This is a genomic window from Marinobacter zhejiangensis, from assembly GCF_900114775.1.
Classification (GTDB): Bacteria; Pseudomonadota; Gammaproteobacteria; order Pseudomonadales; family Oleiphilaceae; genus Marinobacter; species Marinobacter zhejiangensis.
This window is the reverse complement of record NZ_FOUE01000001.1, coordinates 458,251-477,418: the sequence shown is the minus strand read 5'-3', so window position 1 is coordinate 477,418 and position 19,168 is coordinate 458,251. Positions and strand designations below refer to the sequence as shown.

Here is a 19,168-nt window from a genome sequence, read left to right as displayed (position 1 = left end):
TACGGGGTTACTGATGCGTTACTGCCGGGGTATCACTGACAGCCGATACCCGGTAAACCCGTGTACCGGATCCGCAATGGCCTTGACCCGAAGGGTGACCGGCAGGGCACGGCGGGTATCGGTGAGCAGGTTCAGGTCGGCTCGTTCGATGGCTCTGGTTTCCCGGGCTGCGGCCAGGGTGGCTTGATAGGATTCCAGGCTATCGGGAGCAACGTGGGTTTCAAATGGTTGTTCCATCAATGTCGACGGAGGGAGGTCGAGCAAGTCACTGACCTGCTCGGAGACGAAGCCGGTACGTCCACGTTCATCCAGCTCCGCAACAAAGCCCCCGGCCAGTCCAATCAGGTCGCGGGTGCGGTGCCCGGATTCTTCAAGCGCTTTGTGCAGGATGGTTTTTTCGACTTCCAGGTTTTGCTGCCGGGTATCGAGATGGTTTTGCCGTTTTTCGGCCAGGGTCAGCCTGCGCCGGTAAAATTGTCGCAGCAGCAACAGGGTGGTGAGGGCGGCGGCTGCGGCCAGGGCGATGATGAGGCCTGTCATCCATACCCGCCGAACGGTCTGGGTATTGGCCTGAAGGTAGAGGCCTTTGGTGGGCAGGGTGGTGATCATCCAGTGACGGTTACCCGCAGCCACTTCGGAGCGCAGGGCGCGCTCTGACAGCACAGAGCCTTCGGCGGGGGATAGGTACAGCGGTGTCTTGTTGTGCTGATTGAGGTCATGCACGGTAAAGCGGACGCGGGGGTCCTGATAGGCGCCGAACAGCCCCCCCAGCCAATGGGTTGGGTCCATGTCGATGCTGATCACGTCGTCCTGGCTCACTGGCACAAAGATGCGCAGGCTATGGCCGTTCAGGCTTTCGTTGTCGAGGGCCGTCAACGGTGTTGTGGTCACCGTCTGCTGTTCGAATGCGGTTTGCAGGTCCCGGCGCCACTGCGGCACTGACAGTGCCAGCAGGCCCGGGCTGATTCCGTTTTCCTCAATGTCGCTGCGGGCGTAGCTCCAGCGCACCACCAGGTAGTCGTCGCGGGGTTCAAGGGGGACGTTCGCCACCAGTTGTTGCCACTGTCGAAACGGCACGTACTGGTTCAGCTCCGCAGACATCTGCTGCTCAACCTGTTCCCGGCGGTCATGGGGAATCCGGCGGATCAGCTCAACGCCAAGCAGGGTCGGGTGCTGGGCCAGGAGTGCGTTGGCCCGCTGGCGGAACTCAGTGGCATTGCCAATGTGGCCAGCAGCCATGCCTCGGGCACTGGCCACCAGTAATGAGAAATGGGCATCAAAGCGCGCGGCGTGGCCCAGTTGCCGGGTGGCGAGCAGTTGGTTGGTGAGGGTTCGCCCTTCGTCCCTGGCGGTTTGGGCAAGCCAGGCGGTTGCGACTAGGATGATGACCAGTAAAAGCAGCGGTAAGCCTGGCAGCAGAAGCAGGCGACGCGGGAAACGGAATCCTTGTCGGGGCGCGCGGGGCATGTGAGTCTCCGGCTGGGTATGGGCATGGCAAGACCGACCTCAGACTCACTTTAGCCCACGTCCCGGGATCAGGGAAGCCAGAGCGCCGGTCAGGCCTGGGGACGCCGCACCACCCCGTACACCAGCAGGAACATGGTAAAGGCCGCAACCACAACCGAGGGCCCTGCTGGACTGTCGGAAAGCCAGGACAGGCTCAGGCCGCCGGACACCGCCAGCATGCCGATCACCACGGCCAACAGCACCATACGTTCCGGGGTGTTTGCCAAGCGCCGGGCGGTAGCCGCTGGAATGATCAACAGGGCGGTGATCAGCAGCACGCCGACGATTTTCATCGCGACGGCAATGACCAGGGAAAACATCAGCATCAATGCCAGGCGCAGACGTTCAACCGGAAAGCCTTCTACCCGAGCCAGTTCTTCATGGATGGTGGTCATCAACAGTCCCCGCCAGAGCCGGTACAGCAATGTGAGAATGATGGCGGCGCCGCCGTAGATCCATAGCAGGTCGTCGCGGCTCATCGCTAACAGGTCGCCGAACAGGTAACCGCTCAGGTCGAGGCGCACCTCTGGCATGAAACTGAGGGTGACCAGGCCAATGGCCAGGGCACTGTGGGCAAGTATGCCCAGCAGGGTATCGGTTGCCAGGGTACGGCTGCGGGCGAGAATCACCAGCACGATCGCGAGGGCCACGCAGGTGCCGGCGATGGCCAGGTTGAGTGGCAGCTGGAACAGGAAGCCAAGGGCGATACCCAGCAGGGCCGAATGAGCCAGGGTGTCACCAAAATACGCCATCCGCCTCCAGACCACGAAGCAGCCGAGCGGGCCCGCAACCAGTGCGACGCCAAGGCCGCCGATCAGTGCGCGCCAGAAAAAATCGTCCAGGATTGAATCAATGAGTGCCATGGCTGTGGCAGTCCTCGTGCTGGCAGGCGTCACCGTCGCCAGCGACCACGTCGCCGTGAAGGGTGTGCTGGTGGTTATGGTGATGGTGGTAGACCGCAAGGCTTTCTGCGACCTGCTGACCAAAGGTCTCGATGAACGCGGGGTCGGCGGAAATGTCCTCCGGGCGACCGCTGCAACAGATGTGCTGGTTCAAACAGATGACCTGGTCGGTGGCCGCCATGACCAGGTGCAGGTCGTGGGAAATCATGATGACGCCACACTGGAGCTGATCCCGAAGGGTGCGAATCAGGTCATAGAGTGCCGCCTGGCCATTGATGTCGACGCCTTGGGCGGGCTCGTCCAGAACCAGGAGGTCCGGGTTCCGGGCCAGCGCCCTGGCGATCAGCACCCGCTGCTTTTCGCCGCCCGACAGGTGATGGATCGATGCGTCAAACAGGTGGCTGACCCCGGTTTGCGCAAGCGCCTCGCGGCAGCGGGCCTCGGGTTCACCGGTCAGCATCAGGAACCGGCGAACGCTCAGCGGCAGGGTGGGCTGCAGGATCAGATGCTGGGGAACGTAGCCGATACGGGCACCGGGCTTGAGCCAGATCTCGCCGCCTGACAGCTTCTGGATGCTCAGTATGGATTTGATCAGAGTCGTTTTACCGGCGCCGTTGGGGCCGATAATGGTGACGATATCGCCGCGGTTGAGCGTCAGGTTGATGCCATCAATGACCGGTGGGCCGTCAAAGCGAACGGTGGCGTTCTTGAGGGTAACCAGGCATTCAGTCATCAGCATTGGCCGCCTTGCAGGTGGGGCACTGCCCGGCAATCTCGATGGTGGTGTCTTCCGGTGTGAACGCCTGGGCGGCGGCGGCCTGGTGGACGGCGAGTTCAACCTCGGGGGCGGCCAGCTCCAGGGCATTGCGGCAGTTGCGGCAGATCAGGAAAACACTGGTGTGGTTCTGGCCGGCGTGGGTGCAGCCAATGAACGCATTGAGGGAGGCAATCCGGTGAACCAGGCCATGCTGCAGGAGAAAGTCGAGGGCACGATACACCGTGGGCGGTGCCGCATTGTGACCATCCTCCGCCAGTGCCGCCAGCAGGTCATAGGCACCGAGTGGCTTGTGGGATTGCCAGATCAGCTCCAGGACCCGCTCCCGGGTAGGTGTCAGCCGCGCCTGCTGGCTTTGGCAGATCTCACGGGCATCGGCCAGGGCCTGTTGGACGCAGGCGGTGTGGTTGTGGGGCCGGTAAGGAAGGGCACTGTCTGGCATGGCAACGGTATCCGTTCAAATAATGCAACATTATAACGTTTGCCATCAGTGCCGTCACCGCGGTTGTTGATGTCAGCCTTGTTGCGCCTGCAGCGCCAGGGTTTCCAGGTATTCGAGGTTCGGAATGCGGGCGCCTTCGCCGTCAACGTCAACCAGCATCAGGTCGGCGGGACCGGGTTCGCCCTCGCGCTCCTGTACCTGGCTGCTGGCGATTCGGGCCTGGCTGGGAATCCCCTGGGTAACAATGGCCAGGAAGGGCAGAGAGTTATGGTGCTCGCCAATGGTATTGAGGATCGCTACCCGGCCACGACTGCTGGCAGGCGCGCCGGCTTTGCCACCATTGGCAATGTCGTAGGAAATAACCGGCAGGGTCAGGCCACGCCACTGGATATCACCCAACAGCCACAGCGGCGCATTGTCGCGGCGTTCCACGCTGGCGTAATCGACAATTTCGGCGATGGAAACGTTGGGGAGTAACAGCTGTTGCCCGGCCATCGGGATCATAACGCAGGGGAGGAGTTGGCTGTTTTCGCTCATGGTTCAGTTCCTCAGGCGGAATCCCGTTGTTGCCGGCGTTTAAGCAGGCAGGATTCTTCAATGGTTTTAACGAGTTCTTTTGCCAGCTGCTCGGGGGTGCCGATAAAGCTGGTGCAACCAGTGGCGGCCACCGAGTCAGGCATTGAACTGTTGCCACAACTGGCGCTGTCCTGCACCCACACCCGGCTGCCGTGGGCTTTCAGTAACGGCGCCGCGATGGCGCCGTCATTGCCCATGCCAGAGAACAGGATGGCGTTGCAGCGGGCGCCATAATGATCGCCGACATTCAGCAGCACCTGGTCAATGGATGGGCCATAAGGGCCTGGCCAGGGGGTATCCTTGCGGGCAAGGCTGCCGTCGTCATTGATGTACCATTCATGCTCGACGGGCAACAGCACCACATCACCGTTGTTGACCTTGTTACCCACGGCGGCATGCCGGAGTTTGTAGTGGGCGTGCCGGCCCAGCACCCGAGTCAGTACTTCAGTAAAGTTCCCGTCAATGTGCTGGGCGTAAATAAAACCCACCGGGAGTCCCGCTGGCAGATGGTCCAGAAAGGATTTGACCGCCGCCGGCCCACCCAGGGACGCGCCCAGAATCCAGATGTCCTGTGCCGGTTGGCCGGCTTCAGCAGGCGTGACCCACTGGGACAGCGTCGGCGCTTCGGTGGACTCGCCTCGCTCTAACTCAGTAATGCTGTCGACGGAATCCAGTTGTTCGAGCGCGCCGAGGTTCTTTTCCAGCTTGTCCTGAAGGCGACGTTCCCAGCGGAAGTAGTCGGTGGTCCCGGGTTTAGGGGCCGAAGCGACCCCAAACAGCACCGGTGCTTCGGTGCTTTCCAGAAGAAATTCCAGCAGGTCTGGGTGATCGGCCTCATCTTCCAGGGTGACCAGCCAGATGTCGGCTGAGGGTATTTCCGGATAACCCTCCAGGCGGTCAGGGGCGCCGCTGAAGCTGGCGCTCAGGCCGAAGCGGGAAACCGCTTCCTGCAGTCGGTGCCGTTGCAGGACATCGTCCGAAACGATCCCGACCGCAGGCCGGCCAGTGCTGTCGGCCATCACTGGTCACCGGTCAGCCGTTCGATGGTCGCCAGCAGTTCGGCTTCCTGGAAGGGCTTGCCGAGGTACTCGTTAACCCCGATCGACAGTGCACGCTCGCGGTGCTTCTGACCGGTACGGGAGGTGATCATACAGATCGGGGTGTCGCGCAGGGTGTCGTCGTGGCGAACAAAACTGGCCACTTCGAAACCGTCCATCCGCGGCATCTCGATATCGAGCAGGATAATGTCGGGGCGATGGTCCTGAAGCTGGGCCACCGCATCGAGACCGTCTTTGGCGGTAACCACTTCCATGCCATTCCGTTCCAGCAGGCGTGAGGTGACCTTCCGTACCGTGACCGAGTCGTCCACCACCATGACTATGGTCGGCCGCTGTTCGCGACGTGCCGATTCCTGGCCGCCTTCGAGCAGGCGGGCCTGACGCTGACGCTCGGACAGAATGTCGGAGCGGATCATCGCCGGCAGGTCGAGAATCACGACCACATTACCGTCACCGAGAATGGTGGCACCGGATACCCCTCTCACCGAACTGAACTGAGGTCCCAGGGATTTTACGACGATTTCACGGCTACCCAGCAGGCTGTCCACCTGAAGGGCCATGGGTTGCTCCGCACCGCGAACCAGAATCACCGGCAGTGGCAAAGCCTGGCCCTGCAGTTTGGGCTGGTGCTCGCTGTGCAGCAGGTTGCCGAGGTACTGCAGGCGGTATTGCTGGCCGGCGTACTCGTACATCGGGGCGTCCGGCTTGTAGTACTCTTCCAGCTCGTAGGTGCTGACACGCACAATACCCTCGATGGTATTGAGCGGGATGGCGTAGAAATCCTCACCGGTGGTGACCATCAATGCGCGGTTCACCGATACGGTAAACGGCAGCCGAACGGTGAAGGTACTGCCACGGCCCAGTGCCGAGTCAATATCCAGGGATCCGCCAAGCTGTTTGATTTCGCTGCCGACCACATCCATACCGACGCCACGGCCGGAAATCTGGGTGACCTTCTGGGCGGTGGAGAACCCGGGCTGCAGGATGAACTGAAGGATCTCCCGATCGCTCAGTTCTTCGTCTTCCCGCAGCATGCCCTGGCGAATGGCCTTGTCACGGATGACCGGGACCGGGATACCTTTACCGTCGTCCATCATCCGCAATACCACATCGCCCCCTTCACGGGTCAGCGACAGGGTAATTTCTCCGGTTTCCGGCTTACCCGCTGCCTTACGGTCTTCGGGCATCTCGATACCGTGGTCGAGCGCGTTCCGCAGCATGTGCTCCAGTGGCGCGATCATCCGTTCGAGAATGTTGCGGTCCATTTCGCCTTCGGCGTTGCGGACGTCAAATTCAACCTTCTTACCAAGCTCACCGCTGATCTGGCGAACAATCCGACGCAGTCGGGGAACCATCGACGCGAACGGGATCATCCGGGTCTTCATCAGACCTTCTTGCAGCTCGGTATTGATCCGGGACTGCTGGACCAGCAGGGTTTCGGTGTCGCGAATCCGCTCGGCCAGGGTTTCCCGCAGGTCCGCCAAATCCGATGACGACTCGCCGAGGGCCCGGGACAGCTGCTGGATGGAGGAATAACGGTCCATTTCCAGAGGGTCGAAGTCCTCGCCGTAATCTGGGCCGTGCTCCCGCTCGGCCCGGAACAGGATCTGGGCTTCGGTTTCGATGTCCATGCGACGCAGCTGTTCGCGCAGACGTTCGATGGTCGCGGCCATTTCCTCAAGGGTGTAGCCGAAATCACTGGTCTGCTGTTCCAGGCGGCCACGGGTAATACTGGTTTCACCGGCAAGGTTGACCAGCTCATCAAGCAGCGGTGCAGAAACCCGGATCGACTCCTGGGTGCCCGTTCTGGGGCTGGGCGCGGCCTTTTTCGCCGGTTGCGGCGTGGCCTTCACTTCAGCTTGGACGACCGGGGCCGGCGTGGCATCAGTTGGCTCCGGGGATGGTTCAGCGACCGGAAGTTCCGGTACTGCCGGGGTGATGGCTGCGACGGGCTCTTCGGTCGTGATGTCGGGCGCTTTGGCCGGGGCGGCTGCTTCAGGGGCTTCCGCACCCGCTTCAAACTGGCGCTTGACCTCGGCAACCTGCGCCACGATGGCGTCATAATCGTTGGTGATGGCTTGCCACGCCTCGGCGTCCGGCTGGTTGCCCCCCAGATCGATCAGTCGCGTTTCCAGCGCGTGGGACTGGTCGCCCAGTATCTTGAGTTGGGCGAGACGGGCGCCGCCCTTGAGGGTGTGCAGGACCCGTTGGGCTTCCTGGTTGAAGTGATGGTTGCCCGGATCCTTCTGCCAGTCTGCGAGCAGGTGCTCAAGCTGATCCGACAGTTCGCCCGCTTCTTCCAAGAAAATTTCAATAACTTCCGGGTCCACCGGCTCAGCAGCTTCGGCGGTGCCCTCCGCTTCCTGGGCACTGGCTTCCGCGGCGGCGATGTCCGCAAGCAGCGCTGGCGCTGGGATTGGCTTCTGCCCCTCTTCCAAGGCGTTCAGCATCTTCTGCAGTTCGTCGACAGCGCGCTCGCTCAGTGCCAGTACGGTGGCCTGTACGCCGCTTCCCCGAACCACGGAATCCAGGAGGGACTCCCAATGATCGGCGAGGTCTGCAAACGAATCCGCCCCGGCAAGACGGGCGCCGCCCTTGAGGGTATGAATTTCCTGCTGCAGCTGGGTAATGCCGGTCAGTTCTTCCGGCGCTGATTTCCACTGATCCAGGCAGTCGGTGATGGCGGCATGGATCTCCAGGCCTTCATCCAGGAACACGCCCATCAGGTCATCAGTGGGCGCTGCGCTGGCGGGTTCTTCTGCTGGCAACTCTGTTTCGGCGCCGTCGGCTGGCTGGGCGTCCACAACGATTGTTTCGCCGGCATTAGCCGCCTGGTCGCCGGTCAGGATCGCGGTGACCTCGGCCACCAGTTCTTCGGCAGGCGGGCACGGCTTCTGGGTGGCAACCTGCTCGACCATCTGCGCCAGCCGGTCGTGGCAGGCAAACAGCAAATCGATCATCTGCGGTGTGGCGGCAATCTGGCCTTCAGCAACCTTCTCGAACAGATCCTCAAGGACATGGGTCAGGTCGCCAATCGCAGCGACCCCGGCCATGCGGGCACCGCCCTTCAGGGTATGTACTTCCCGCTGCAGTTCAGTGGCGATGTCACGATTGTCCGGCTGTTCACTCCAGGCATGCAGGGAGCTGCCGGTGGAATTGATCAGGTCGTAGGCTTCTTCCAGGAAGATGCCGACTAGCTCGGGATCCAGTGCCGCCAGGTCGTGAACCGGCTGTTCCGGTTCCACGATTGGGATCTCGTCCGTCGGGGTCAGCAGCTCGTGGATGTCCTGTTCGAGCTCGGACATCTCCAGACCGTCAAGCTCGATGTCCAGAGTGGTGCTGTCAGCTTCAACCACCGGTGTTGGCAGTTCAAACTCGGGCTCGGCTGGCTGCGCCGCTGCTGAATCTTCTGCGGCATGGCGAAGCTCCTGCACCAACGCTGGCACGGTGGGGCAGCGGCCACTGTCGGCGATGGATTCAACCAGAGCGGCCAGTTGATCGTGGGCCCGCAGGGCCAGTTCAGTGCGTTCTGTGGTAGCGGGGATGCGACCCTCGACGATACGTTCGAACAGGGTCTCCATCTCGTGAGCAATATCGGCAACCGCGGCGATTTCCGCCATCCGCGCACCACCCTTGAGGGTATGAAGCTCGCGCTGCAGTTCCTTGACCAGCTCCGGCTGATTCGGGTTTTCCTGCCATTGATGCAGTTGCTCAGCGGTGGTGTCGATGATCTCGCCGGCTTCTTCGAGGAAAATCTCGGCCAGCTCGGGGTCCAGCTCGGCCATGGTGCTTTCTTCAACCAGGACCGGCTCTTCCGCTGAAGGTGCTTCTTCAAAACGGATGGCTTCTTCAGGCTCGGGCTCAACGGCAGGCTCTGCCGGTGCGGGCTCAAAATCGGTGAGCTCCACCAGTTCCTCTGTTACCGAAGGCAGCTCTGCGGTTTCCTCAACAGGCAGGGATTCTCCGCTGCCGCCCATGTAGATCTGGATCTCGGAGATCAGGTCCGGGGCCGGTCGGGGCGGCTGGGACTGCTCAAGGGCTTCGATCATGCTGGCAAGCCGGTCGTGGCTTCGGAACAGCAGATCGGCGAGGGAGTCGTCTACCAGCAGTCGATGATCTGAGAGTCCTTCAAACAGGGTTTCCAGCTCGTGGGCAAGATCACCGATGGCGGCGAGTTCGGAGAGCCGGGCGCCACCTTTCAGGGTATGAAGATCCCGTTGCAGGGATTGCAGCAGTTCGGTATTGCTAGGGTTCTCGTTCCAGCGGTGGAGCGACTCGGCGGTGTTGTCGATCAACTCCCGGGCTTCTTCCAGGAAAATGTCGGCAAGCTCCTGGTCGTCTTCGTCCACCTCCATCAGCTGCGGCAGTTCTTCCGCTTCTGGTTCGGGCTCCGCCAGTTCCAGCTCAAAGCTCAGGTCGATTTCTTCAAGCTCGTTGCCGAACTCGTCATTGAAAACGTCGGCTGGCTGTTCATTCTCCGTTACCGGATCTGCTGCGGCGTGGCTTTCCAGAAGCCCTTTCAGGGCATCGTTGAGGAGCGCGTCGGACCTAGTGGCCAGGCCCGCGGCGACCTGGTCCATCATGTTGATCAGGTGCTCGTGGCCGTCCCGAATGGTCTGGATGGCTTCTGCATTCAGGGATCCCATGGCTTGCTTGGGCCCGGAGTATACGTCCGCGAGGATTCGGGCCAGGTCAGAGACGTCGGTGAGGCCGGCCTGGGCGGCACCGATGGCCAGCTGGTTGAGCTCGTGACCCAGGATGTCGAGGGGGCTGGAGTCCTCGGGTGCCTGCGCCCATTGATCAAGGATCCGGTCGGCATCCAGCAGGATATCGAGACCTTCGCTGAGGAACAGTTGCACCAAATGTGCATCCGGCAGTGCTTCGGTGACGTCGGCTTCGACATCGTCAGCGCGCCCGAGGGAGCGGTTGGCGAGCTCTTCCAGGCGCGTCAGGTACTCGTCGGTACCTTCGAGACTGGCCTGGGGCGTCTGCCGCAATTGTGCGAGTCCCTGGGTGAGGAACTGGCAAGCTTCGCTGATCAGTTCCAGGCCCTCACGATCTGCCTTCAGGCCGGCAGCGCGGGCGTCTTTGACGTAGCGTTCCAGCGGTGTAATGACGTTGGCGATCGGCGTGATCGATGCGGTGTGGGCACTACCCTTGAGGGTATGCAGTGCGCGGGATACATCGTCAGTGTACGCCACGGCCGATTTTTCACCGGCGTTAGCCAGGAAGGCCTGGAGCGTTTGCAGGTGAGTCTCGGTTTCGCTTTCGAAGATGCCCAGCAGCACCGAGTCGACGTTGTCTTCGCTGTCGGCACCGGCATCAAAGTCAACATCGATAAGGTATTCCGGCTCTTCGGCTTCGTCCGTTTCGTCGGCAGCAGGCATGGCCTTGGTGTCGGGGATGTCACCACTGGCGAGGGCATTGGCCCGGCTTTCATACGGTGCCGTATCCTGGCTGGCTGGCCGGCGTTCCTCAAAGTCTTTGACGAGCGAAGGCAGTATCGCAGTGACATCCTGCAACAGGGTGACGATGTTTTCGTTCATCAGGATTGAGCCGTCGATCACTCGGTTGAGCATGTTCTCAACGGACCAGGCCAGCTCGCCAACCACCAGGGCACCGACCATGCGGCCGCTGCCTTTGAGGGTATGGAAGGCGCGGCGGACTTCAGCAAGGGCGCTGCGGTCATCGTGCTGGCGAACCAGCATCGGGAGGTATTCGCGAATGGTATCGAGAACCTCACCGGCTTCCTCGACAAATATTTCGAGGATGTCGTCGTCAATCAGGTCATCGTAGTCATTGCCAGTGGCAACAGGCTCCGCAGGTGCTGGCATTGCTTCGACCTGCGCGGGTGCCGGCACTTCCGCTTCCAGAGTGTCGATGTTGTCAGTCTCTGCTGTTTCGGGCTCTTCCGGTTCTTCGGGCTGCTCAGGTGCCGCCGCCACCTTGCTGGTGGTGGCCAGGGCTTCGGCCTGTTGCATCAGGTCGGCCACATCGCCATTGGCGTTGCCGTTGCGGAACTCTTCAATCAGCTGGGGAATCCGGTCATTCACCTGGCTAACCAGGTTGAACAACGCATCTGTGGGTTTGACGGTCTGCTCGATGACCCGGTTCAGCATGTTTTCCACAGACCAGGCCAGCTCGCCCAAGCTGTGGGCATTGACCATGCGGCCACTGCCTTTGAGGGTGTGGAAGGCGCGACGGACTTCGGTCAGCGCTTCACGGTCGTCGTGGTTCTGGTACAGGCGCGGGAAGAAGTCGTGGATGGTTTCGAGAACTTCGGTGGCTTCTTCAACGAATATCTCGAGGATTTCATCGTCGATCAGCTCGTCTTCGTTTTCGACACTTTGCGGTGCGTCGTTGGCCACGACAGGGGCTTCCGCTGGCGTAGCCTCGGTGTTGCTTACCGATGTTTCCTGCCAGGTGGGTTCTTCGCCTGGGGGGAAGCCGAGAAGCTTCAGGCTGTCCTCGGCAACTTCAAGGATAGTCTCGTTGTTGGCTCCGTCCGCAAGTTGTTCCAGGTAGTATTCGACACTGGAGATGGCGTCGGCCAGCGACTCCATCTGCTCCCACTCCGGGGTCAGTGTCTCATTGAACAGCACCTGGGTGATGTAGTTCTTGGCGGCATCCAGTATGTCGGCGACCCGATCCATCGGGATCAGGCGCAGGGCGCCACAGATACTGTGTATCTGGCTTGGTACATCCTGGATTTCCCGTTGATCCCACTGGGACGCCAGGAAGTTGACGAGTGCGGTTTTGATTTGTTCAACCGTGGTGCGGGACTCCCGCAACAGGGCGTGGCTGGCATCGCTGAATTCCAGGCTGCCCATGCGGGGTCTTTCCCCGCTTTCAAGCTCTTCTTCAGGCTCGTCTGCGCGATCACTGTCGAGTTTGGCCAACCGGCCTTCGACATAGAGCAGGGCGCCGGCAATGTCCATCAGGATGTCGTCATCCGCCGGCTCGGACTGGTTGACCAGGCGAGTCACGGTATCCAGTTGCTCGGTCACCATCTGGCGGGCTTCGGCCAGGCCAAGGATGGCGATGGTATTGGCAATCTGGTGCAGCCCGGGTAGTAGTTCCTCGAGTTCCTCGTTGGTGCGGTATTCGGCACGTACGAACAGATCGAGCTGGTCTTTCAGCTTTGCCAGCTCTTCATTTAGGGCGCTGACCACCGAGTGGATGGCTTCCCGTCCCGGGCCGGACACCCGGCTGCGGGCTTCGCTGACATCGTCCTCGGAAGGAAGCGCTTCGTCGAGCTTGTAGTCCGCACGCAGGCGAGTGGCGTAGGGAGTATTCAGGTCACGGGCGCGGGCGACATAATAAAGCAGGTGTTTGAACAGAGCCTGCGGAACCGGTTGTTGCAGGATGTTGGCGTGCTCATCGGTCAGCCTGCGCAGCTCGGTGTCGAGGTTGCGGAGAATGGATTTAACTGCGGTATTGACCGGGTTGTCGCCACTCTGTGCGGACTCTACAAAAGCACCGGCTGCCAGCCATAGCTGCTCGCGTGGGGTGTTCTGACACAGTTTGATCAGCCGCTGGATCACCTTCTGCAGGTAATCGAACTGGGACGGCAGGTCTTCCTCCCGAACCACACCAGCCAGGGCAAACTGATACATTTGCCGTAACTTGCGGATATGGCCCAGCACATTGGGATCCTGAAGGCGCTGAGAGGCGTTGGCGGGTGCCGGCTTCTGGGCCTGAGTCAGGTCTGGCTTGAACAGGGAGGTGTCCGAGAGCAGAGACTCGCCTCGGGCAGCCCGCAGGTCGTTCAGCAACGGCAGCAGTACCAGCGGGAAGTCGTCCCTGCTGGAACCGAGGTGCTCAAGGTACTGAGGCAGCTGGAGAATGGCTTCCATCAGTACTTCGATGGCGTCGTCCACACTGGCGACAGACTCATTCAAAACGGCTTGAGTCAGCTTTTCCATCTCTTCGGTGAGCAGGGCTGCACCAAAGAGTTCTACCATCTGCAGGGTACCGTGGACCTGGTGGAGGTAGTTCAGGCAGAACCGCAGGCGCGCGGTGTCGTCACGGTTCTCGACGAACCCCTCCAACGCCTGCTGACCCCGAATCAGCGTTTCTTGTATTTCGCCCCGAACCCAATCTAGGGCGATGCTGTCATGGTGATTGCCCATAACCACTCCGGTTATTCTTCGTCAGACTGGCGTCGAATCCACGCCAGCACCTTCTCTGAGGGTACCCGTTGCAGGCCGGGAGGCTGCCAGTCGGTCAGCTCTCCCTGGCCGAGGACGAGCAGTCCCCCAGGCGCCAGTCGCTCTGCAAGTCGCGTGACTATTTCTCGCCGCCGCCAGCGGCGGAAATAAATCAGCAGGTTCTGGCAGAAGATAATGTTCATTCCGTGCATGGGGGCCTGCTTCAGGTCCAGGACGTTCAGCCTGGCGAAGCACACCCGCTCACGAATGCTTTCTATAATCTCAACGGAGTTCCGTTCGGCTGGCCGGAAATACCGTGACTTCAACAGTTCATCCATGCCCTCAAGCTTACGGGCATTGAACAGGCCTCTGCGCCCCTTTTCGATGGCCGGCGTACTGATGTCTGAGCCGGTTACCCCGAACAGCGGCGGAAGCTCAAGCTGCCGCATGCTTTCATTGAGCAGCATCGCCAGGGTGTAGGGCTCCTCGCCGGTAGAGCAGCCAACGCTCCAGACCGCCAGCGGGCGCCTGCGCAAGGCCTCGCGGGGCCGGGTCAGGATGTAGTCGGAGACCAGTCTGCAGGCATCCGGGTCACGAAGGAACCGGGTTTCCTGTACGGTGAGGCGGTCCACCAGAGTCGACCATTCAACAACCGCGTCTGGGCTTGAGACCACCTTTTCGTAATAGGCCTGATAGCTGTTGCAGCCAATTTCCCGCATCCGGATGCCAAGGTTGGTTTCGAGGAACGACTTGCGCCCTGAAGCCACGGTAATGCCGGTCCGGTGTTCAAGCAGTGTCTGCCACTGGGTGAACTGCGCTTCATCCATTTCTGGAAGTCGGCGTACGGACCAGATGCCATTGGCGGATGACAGATTGTTGGATGCTTCAGCCATGAACTGTCATTTGCCTCGCCAGTCGTGATCAGCTCACGACCGGCACGTCCTCCATGTCCTCTTCTTCGCTGTGCAGCGCTTCTTCTTCCGGCAGGGTGAAACCTGCTACCGAAGACCGCAGCTCAGACGCCATCTCTGCCAGGTTACCGATGGACTTCGCGGTCGCATTGGTACCGGAGGAAGTTTGCGAAGTGATTTCCTGGATAACGTTCATCGTGTTGGAAATGTGGGCCGCGGACGAAGACTGCTGACGTGCCGCGTTGGAGATGTTCTGGATCAACTCCGCGAGGTTCATCGATACGTTCTCGATTTCCTCAAGTGCAATACCCGCATCCTGGGCGAGACGGGCACCACGAACCACCTCGGCGGTGGTGTGTTCCATGGAGATAACCGCTTCGTTGGTATCGGACTGGATCGTCTTAACCAGAGCTTCAATCTGCTTGGTCGCTGCGGAGGAGCGTTCCGCCAGTCGCTGAACTTCGTCCGCAACTACCGCGAAGCCTCGACCGGCATCACCGGCCATACTTGCCTGGATCGCCGCGTTCAGAGACAGGATGTTGGTCTGGTCGGCAATGTCGTTGATCAACGATACGATGTCACCGATTTCCTGGGAAGATTCACCCAGACGCTTGATCCGTTTGGAGGTTTCCTGGATCTGCTCACGGATGTTGTCCATGCCGCGGATGGTGTTCTGTACCACTTCCGCGCCTTTCTTCGCGATCGCTACCGACCGCTCCGCAACCGCGGAAGATTCGGCGGCGTTGGAAGATACCTGGTCGATGGACACCGCCATCTCGTTAACCGCGGCGGAGGCGCCTGCAATTTCCTGGGCCTGGTGCTCGGAAGCGTCGGCCAGGTGCATGGCCGTGGCCTGGGTTTCCTGGGCTGCCGAAGAAACCCGTACCGCAGTGCCCCGGATGGCCTGTACCAGTCCGCGCATCTGGTCGATCGCGTAGTTGATGGAGTCCGCGATGGCGCCGGTGAAGTCCTCGGTTACCGTGGCCTCGGTGGTCAGGTCACCGTCCGCGAGGTCGGCGAGTTCATCCAGCAGTCGCAGGATCGCGTTCTGGTTCTGTTCGTTCTGTTCCTGGGTGGTGGACAGACGCTCTTGCGCTTCGCGGTAGATGGAGATACCGATCAGGACAACGATACCAATCATGCCAGCCAGGATGGCAAAGGCCAGGGTCGGTCCAACCAGACGGGAATCTGCCTGGTGACGGAGGTCATCGGCCAGGACGGAAATGTTGTCCAGCAGGGTCTGGGAGTTCTGGAAGATGTCGCTGGCTGCGGTACGCACCTTGAAGAGGTCGGGAGAAGCGTCAAGGATTGCGTCTACGTTTTGCGATACGAATTCGAACAGCTCATCTACCGCTTCGAGGCCGTAGATCGCGTCTTCGTCATTTACCCGTGAAATACCCATGGCCGGGTTGCCTTCGACCTGGCCCTGGAGAACCCGTCCGAACAGACTGGCGTCACGACCGAAACGGTCAGCAGCGATAACCGCGTCTTCGTCACCGGACAGTACGTTGTTGACTGAGCGGACAATCCGTTCTGCCAGCAGCGACTGACGCTGGGCCAGGGAGATCTGCTCGGCAGGAGCGCCGTTATCCAGCAGGATCTGAACAATGTCGTCGTATTCCACCTGCAGCTGAGGAATGGTTTCGTTCAGGGTCTGGGCGACCTGGTGCAGGCCGAGTACGGCTTCCCGGGTGGACAGGATGCTGTCGGCGTTGGCCCGTACCGCATCCCATTTCTGCTGAACGCCACTGTCTGCAGCCAGTTCACTGTCAGGAAGGCCGGTGTCTTCGTTGCCGTTGACCATGTAGCCCCAGAGCTGCGCAAACTCGTCACGGGAGCGCCGCAACTGGTCGAAGGCTTCCTCAGTACCGCCAGCCGCTTCGGTGGCGTTCTTTGCGATCTCCTGAGAAAGTACCCTCAGCTCGGAGGCATAAGTGATGTATTCCTGGTCGTGTTGGCTGTCCCTGTTGATAATGAACAGGACCACAACGAGCAGGACGGTCAATGCGATCAGCGCTGCGATCAGGCTGACAACCGTTTTGTTGCCTCCCTGTCCCATGCTGATACTTCCGGCTCTCTTTTTCATTTTCTGGCTCCCGGCCTTTTGTTTGGCAAGTTTAGGTTCTGGGGGTTGCACGTTTGGAGGGTGATGTTCCTGCCATCGCCATCACCACTGGGCAACGTCAAGAAAGCGTTCGTCTTCCACCAGCGCGGTGGTTGAAAACACATTCCAGATTTCTTCATTTCGCTCATAACCGCCCTGGACTAAGGGCTGAACGACTGGGGGGACATCCTTGGGCTGGTCAACAAAGCTCTCGGTGGAGAAGTACTGCATACCCAGTACGCCATCGACAACCAGACCACTGAACACGTCGTCCTGTTCGATAACCAGCACCCGGCGTTCGCGCATGCTGCGGGAACTGTGGGGCAAGTCAAAGAAGTGAGCCAGGTCAACCAGCGGCAGCAGACGTCCGCGAACATTGGCTGCGCCCAGCATGAAGGAGCGTACCCCCGGAATATGGGTGTACCGGGGGACGTGGAGAATTTCGACAACCTCACCCATGGGGGCGACATAGCGCTTCCCGGCCAGAACAAATCCGATGCCATTCCACAGTTCAATGGCTTCCTGTTGTTCCGGCAGACCCGCTGCCAGGGAGCGGCTGCGTTGGGCGATATCCGTCAGAACGGCAAAGGGGGCGGCCTGGGCGGACATGCTTACTCCGTGATTGTGGGAATCAGGCGATCAGACTGTTGATCGTTTTGATCAAGTCGTCTTCGTTGACCGGCTTGACCAGGTAACCCTTGGCACCTTGCCGGGTTCCCCAGACACGGTCGGTTTCCTGATCTTTAGTGGTGACAATAACCACCGGGATTGACGCGGTCTCCGGAGCACGGGTCAGCTGACGGGTTGCCTGGAAACCGTTCAGGCCCGGCATAACCACGTCCATCAGCACCAGGTCCGGTGTTTCTGAGCGGGCTTTCGCTACACCGTCGGCGCCATTGTCAGCGGTCATCACTTCGTGGTTGTGCTTCTCAAGGATGCTTGAGATTTTCTTAACCTCGGTCGGGGAATCGTCAACGATCAGAATGCGGGCCATGTTTTCCTCAGAGTATTTCTTGCGTCAGTCGGCTTATTGTTCCGCTTGCGGAACATACTGGCGAATGGTGTTAAGCAGTTCGTCTTTGCTGAACGGCTTGGTCAGGTACTGGTCGGAACCGACAATCCGGCCTTTAGCCTTGTCGAACAGACCATCCTTGCTGGAGAGCATGATGACCGGCGTCTTCTTGAACGCAGAGTTGTTCTTGATCAGAGCGCAGGTCTGATAGCCATCCAGCCGGGGCATCATGATGTCAACGAAGATGATGTTGGGCTGGGAATCGGCGATCTTGGCTAGAGCGTCAAAGCCGTCGGTGGCGGTGATCACCTCGCAGCCGACCTTCTTGAGGAGGGTTTCGGCGGTGCGACGGATGGTTTTGCTGTCGTCAATCACCATGATCTTCAGGTTTTCGAAGTTGTCATCCATTGTCCAACTGCCTTGCGCTCAGAAAATGTCATTATTTTGGGTCTGGGTTTTAACACACTATTTAAGGGTGTTCTATAAACCACGCTTATTTATAGAGTATCGACGGCCAGAGAAAAAGCATAAGTTTGTGACTAAATGTACTCCTGCGTCTGGGTTCACGCCATAGTCAAACGTATTGACCGGGTGCATTCAAAACACGGGTACACTACCATCTAGGGGATTCCTGAATCTTGGCTTGGATCAAGTCTGCCTGAGCCGACAGCCGATGTCGGTTTTCAATGGATTCAGAATGCCTGGTTTCTCAGCATAGCAGCTATCCAGGTTCGCGCTCTGCTGACCGGTTCCTGTTTTGGAATATTTGGATGTAAGAGGTTTTATGACCGTCCGACTCGGAATAGTGATGGATCCCATCGACGCGATCCACTACAAGAAAGACAGTTCTCTGGCCATGTTGTGGGCTGCGCAGGAGCGTGGCTGGCAGCTGGAATATATGGAATTGCAGGATCTTTACCTGGCTGGTGGCCAGGCTCGCGCCCACACCCGGGATCTGACCGTGCATCATGATCCGGAAAACTGGTTTGCCCTGGGGGGGAGTCAGGACCGGGCGCTGGGGGATCTCGACGTGATCCTGATGCGCAAGGATCCGCCCGTGGACCGCGAATTTCTGATGGCCACTTATATCCTGTCGGCCGCTGAACAGCAGGGTGCCCTGGTGGTGAATCCTCCGGCGGCCCTCCGGGACTGCAACGAAAAACTGTTCGCCACCCAGTTTGAGGATTGCACGCCGCCGTTGATCGTCACCCGTTCGCCCCGGCGACTGCGGGAATTCTATGCCGAGCATGGCGACGTCATCATGAAGCCGTTGGACGGTATGGGCGGTCGCTCCATTTTCCGGGTGCGGGAAGGCGATGCCAACCTGGGGGTGATCATTGAAACCCTGACCAACCATGGTGAACACCAGGCGATGGCCCAGAAGTTCATCCCCGAAATCAGCGACGGTGACAAACGCATCCTGCTGATTGATGGTGAGCCGGTGCCGTATGCACTGGCGCGGATTCCTTCTCACGGCGAGAACCGGGGCAATCTTGCCGCTGGTGGCCGCGGTGAGGGTCGCGAGCTGAGCGCCCGGGACCGCGAGATCTGTGCGCGAGTGGCGCCGGTGATCAAGGAGAAGGGGCTGATCTTTGTTGGCCTGGATGTCATTGGTGACTACCTGACTGAGATTAACGTCACCAGCCCAACCTGTATCCGTGAGCTGGATGCGGCGTTTGGTATCGACATTGCCGGCCAGTTGATGGATGCCATTGCGCGTCGATTGAAGTAA

13 protein-coding genes are annotated in these 19,168 nt (G+C 60.0%); 1 reads left to right on the top strand and 12 read right to left on the bottom strand.

What is annotated here, in order from left to right:
* Positions 1–18: 18 nt before the first annotated feature.
* The 12 genes from BMZ67_RS02100 to pilG form a co-directional block, all read right to left on the bottom strand.
* Positions 19–1,467, bottom strand: a complete 1,449-nt coding sequence (locus tag BMZ67_RS02100; RefSeq protein WP_092020255.1) for a CHASE domain-containing protein — start codon at positions 1,465–1,467, stop codon at positions 19–21.
* An 89-nt stretch (positions 1,468–1,556) separates the two neighbouring features.
* Positions 1,557–2,369 (bottom strand): zinc ABC transporter permease subunit ZnuB, encoded by an 813-nt coding sequence (gene znuB, locus BMZ67_RS02095; protein WP_092020254.1) that lies wholly within the window; start codon positions 2,367–2,369, stop codon positions 1,557–1,559.
* Positions 2,356–3,141 (bottom strand): zinc ABC transporter ATP-binding protein ZnuC, encoded by a 786-nt coding sequence (gene znuC, locus BMZ67_RS02090; RefSeq protein ID WP_092020894.1) that lies wholly within the window; start codon positions 3,139–3,141, stop codon positions 2,356–2,358. Before znuC ends, znuB begins: the two co-directional genes overlap by 14 nt.
* Entirely contained in the window at positions 3,134–3,625 is a 492-nt protein-coding gene (locus BMZ67_RS02085) for a Fur family transcriptional regulator (RefSeq protein WP_092020253.1), read from the bottom strand. Before BMZ67_RS02085 ends, znuC begins: the two co-directional genes overlap by 8 nt.
* Positions 3,626–3,697: 72 nt before the next feature.
* A complete protein-coding gene (locus BMZ67_RS02080) occupies positions 3,698–4,162 on the bottom strand; it encodes a chemotaxis protein CheW (RefSeq protein ID WP_092020252.1) in 465 nt (154 codons plus the stop codon).
* A gap of 11 nt (positions 4,163–4,173) precedes the next feature.
* Complete coding sequence (locus BMZ67_RS02075) at positions 4,174–5,220, bottom strand: chemotaxis protein CheB (RefSeq protein WP_092020251.1); 1,047 nt, start codon at positions 5,218–5,220, stop codon at positions 4,174–4,176.
* Complete coding sequence (locus BMZ67_RS02070) at positions 5,220–13,391, bottom strand: Hpt domain-containing protein (protein WP_092020250.1); 8,172 nt, start codon at positions 13,389–13,391, stop codon at positions 5,220–5,222. Before BMZ67_RS02070 ends, BMZ67_RS02075 begins: the two co-directional genes overlap by 1 nt.
* Before the next feature lie 11 nt (positions 13,392–13,402).
* Positions 13,403–14,302 (bottom strand): CheR family methyltransferase, encoded by a 900-nt coding sequence (locus BMZ67_RS02065; RefSeq protein WP_092020249.1) that lies wholly within the window; start codon positions 14,300–14,302, stop codon positions 13,403–13,405.
* 28 nt (positions 14,303–14,330) lie between these two features.
* Positions 14,331–16,406, bottom strand: coding sequence for a methyl-accepting chemotaxis protein (locus tag BMZ67_RS02060; protein WP_175481813.1), 2,076 nt, complete (start codon positions 16,404–16,406; stop codon positions 14,331–14,333).
* An 81-nt stretch (positions 16,407–16,487) separates the two neighbouring features.
* On the bottom strand, positions 16,488–17,033 hold the full coding sequence (locus BMZ67_RS02055) for a chemotaxis protein CheW (RefSeq protein WP_092020247.1): 546 nt from the start codon (positions 17,031–17,033) through the stop codon (positions 16,488–16,490).
* Between the two features lie 22 nt (positions 17,034–17,055).
* On the bottom strand, positions 17,056–17,418 hold the full coding sequence (gene pilH, locus BMZ67_RS02050) for a twitching motility response regulator PilH (RefSeq protein ID WP_092020246.1): 363 nt from the start codon (positions 17,416–17,418) through the stop codon (positions 17,056–17,058).
* A gap of 33 nt (positions 17,419–17,451) precedes the next feature.
* On the bottom strand, positions 17,452–17,844 hold the full coding sequence (gene pilG / locus BMZ67_RS02045; RefSeq protein WP_091812561.1) for a twitching motility response regulator PilG: 393 nt from the start codon (positions 17,842–17,844) through the stop codon (positions 17,452–17,454).
* Between the two features lie 376 nt (positions 17,845–18,220).
* Between pilG and gshB the strand changes: the two genes are divergently transcribed.
* Entirely contained in the window at positions 18,221–19,168 is a 948-nt protein-coding gene (gene gshB / locus BMZ67_RS02040) for a glutathione synthase (RefSeq protein WP_092020245.1), read from the top strand.

Coding starts and splice junctions, on each gene's coding strand:
- BMZ67_RS02065 (WP_092020249.1), bottom strand. CDS start 14,302: ATGGCTGAAGCATCCAACAATCTGTCATCCGCCAATGGCATCTGGTCC.
- pilH (WP_092020246.1), bottom strand. CDS start 17,418: ATGGCCCGCATTCTGATCGTTGACGATTCCCCGACCGAGGTTAAGAAA.
- BMZ67_RS02055 (WP_092020247.1), bottom strand. CDS start 17,033: ATGTCCGCCCAGGCCGCCCCCTTTGCCGTTCTGACGGATATCGCCCAA.
- znuB (WP_092020254.1), bottom strand. CDS start 2,369: ATGGCACTCATTGATTCAATCCTGGACGATTTTTTCTGGCGCGCACTG.
- pilG (WP_091812561.1), bottom strand. CDS start 17,844: ATGGATGACAACTTCGAAAACCTGAAGATCATGGTGATTGACGACAGC.
- BMZ67_RS02070 (WP_092020250.1), bottom strand. CDS start 13,391: ATGGGCAATCACCATGACAGCATCGCCCTAGATTGGGTTCGGGGCGAA.
- BMZ67_RS02075 (WP_092020251.1), bottom strand. CDS start 5,220: ATGGCCGACAGCACTGGCCGGCCTGCGGTCGGGATCGTTTCGGACGAT.
- BMZ67_RS02100 (WP_092020255.1), bottom strand. CDS start 1,467: ATGCCCCGCGCGCCCCGACAAGGATTCCGTTTCCCGCGTCGCCTGCTT.
- BMZ67_RS02085 (WP_092020253.1), bottom strand. CDS start 3,625: ATGCCAGACAGTGCCCTTCCTTACCGGCCCCACAACCACACCGCCTGC.
- gshB (WP_092020245.1), top strand. CDS start 18,221: ATGACCGTCCGACTCGGAATAGTGATGGATCCCATCGACGCGATCCAC.
- BMZ67_RS02060 (WP_175481813.1), bottom strand. CDS start 16,406: ATGAAAAAGAGAGCCGGAAGTATCAGCATGGGACAGGGAGGCAACAAA.
- znuC (WP_092020894.1), bottom strand. CDS start 3,141: ATGACTGAATGCCTGGTTACCCTCAAGAACGCCACCGTTCGCTTTGAC.
- BMZ67_RS02080 (WP_092020252.1), bottom strand. CDS start 4,162: ATGAGCGAAAACAGCCAACTCCTCCCCTGCGTTATGATCCCGATGGCC.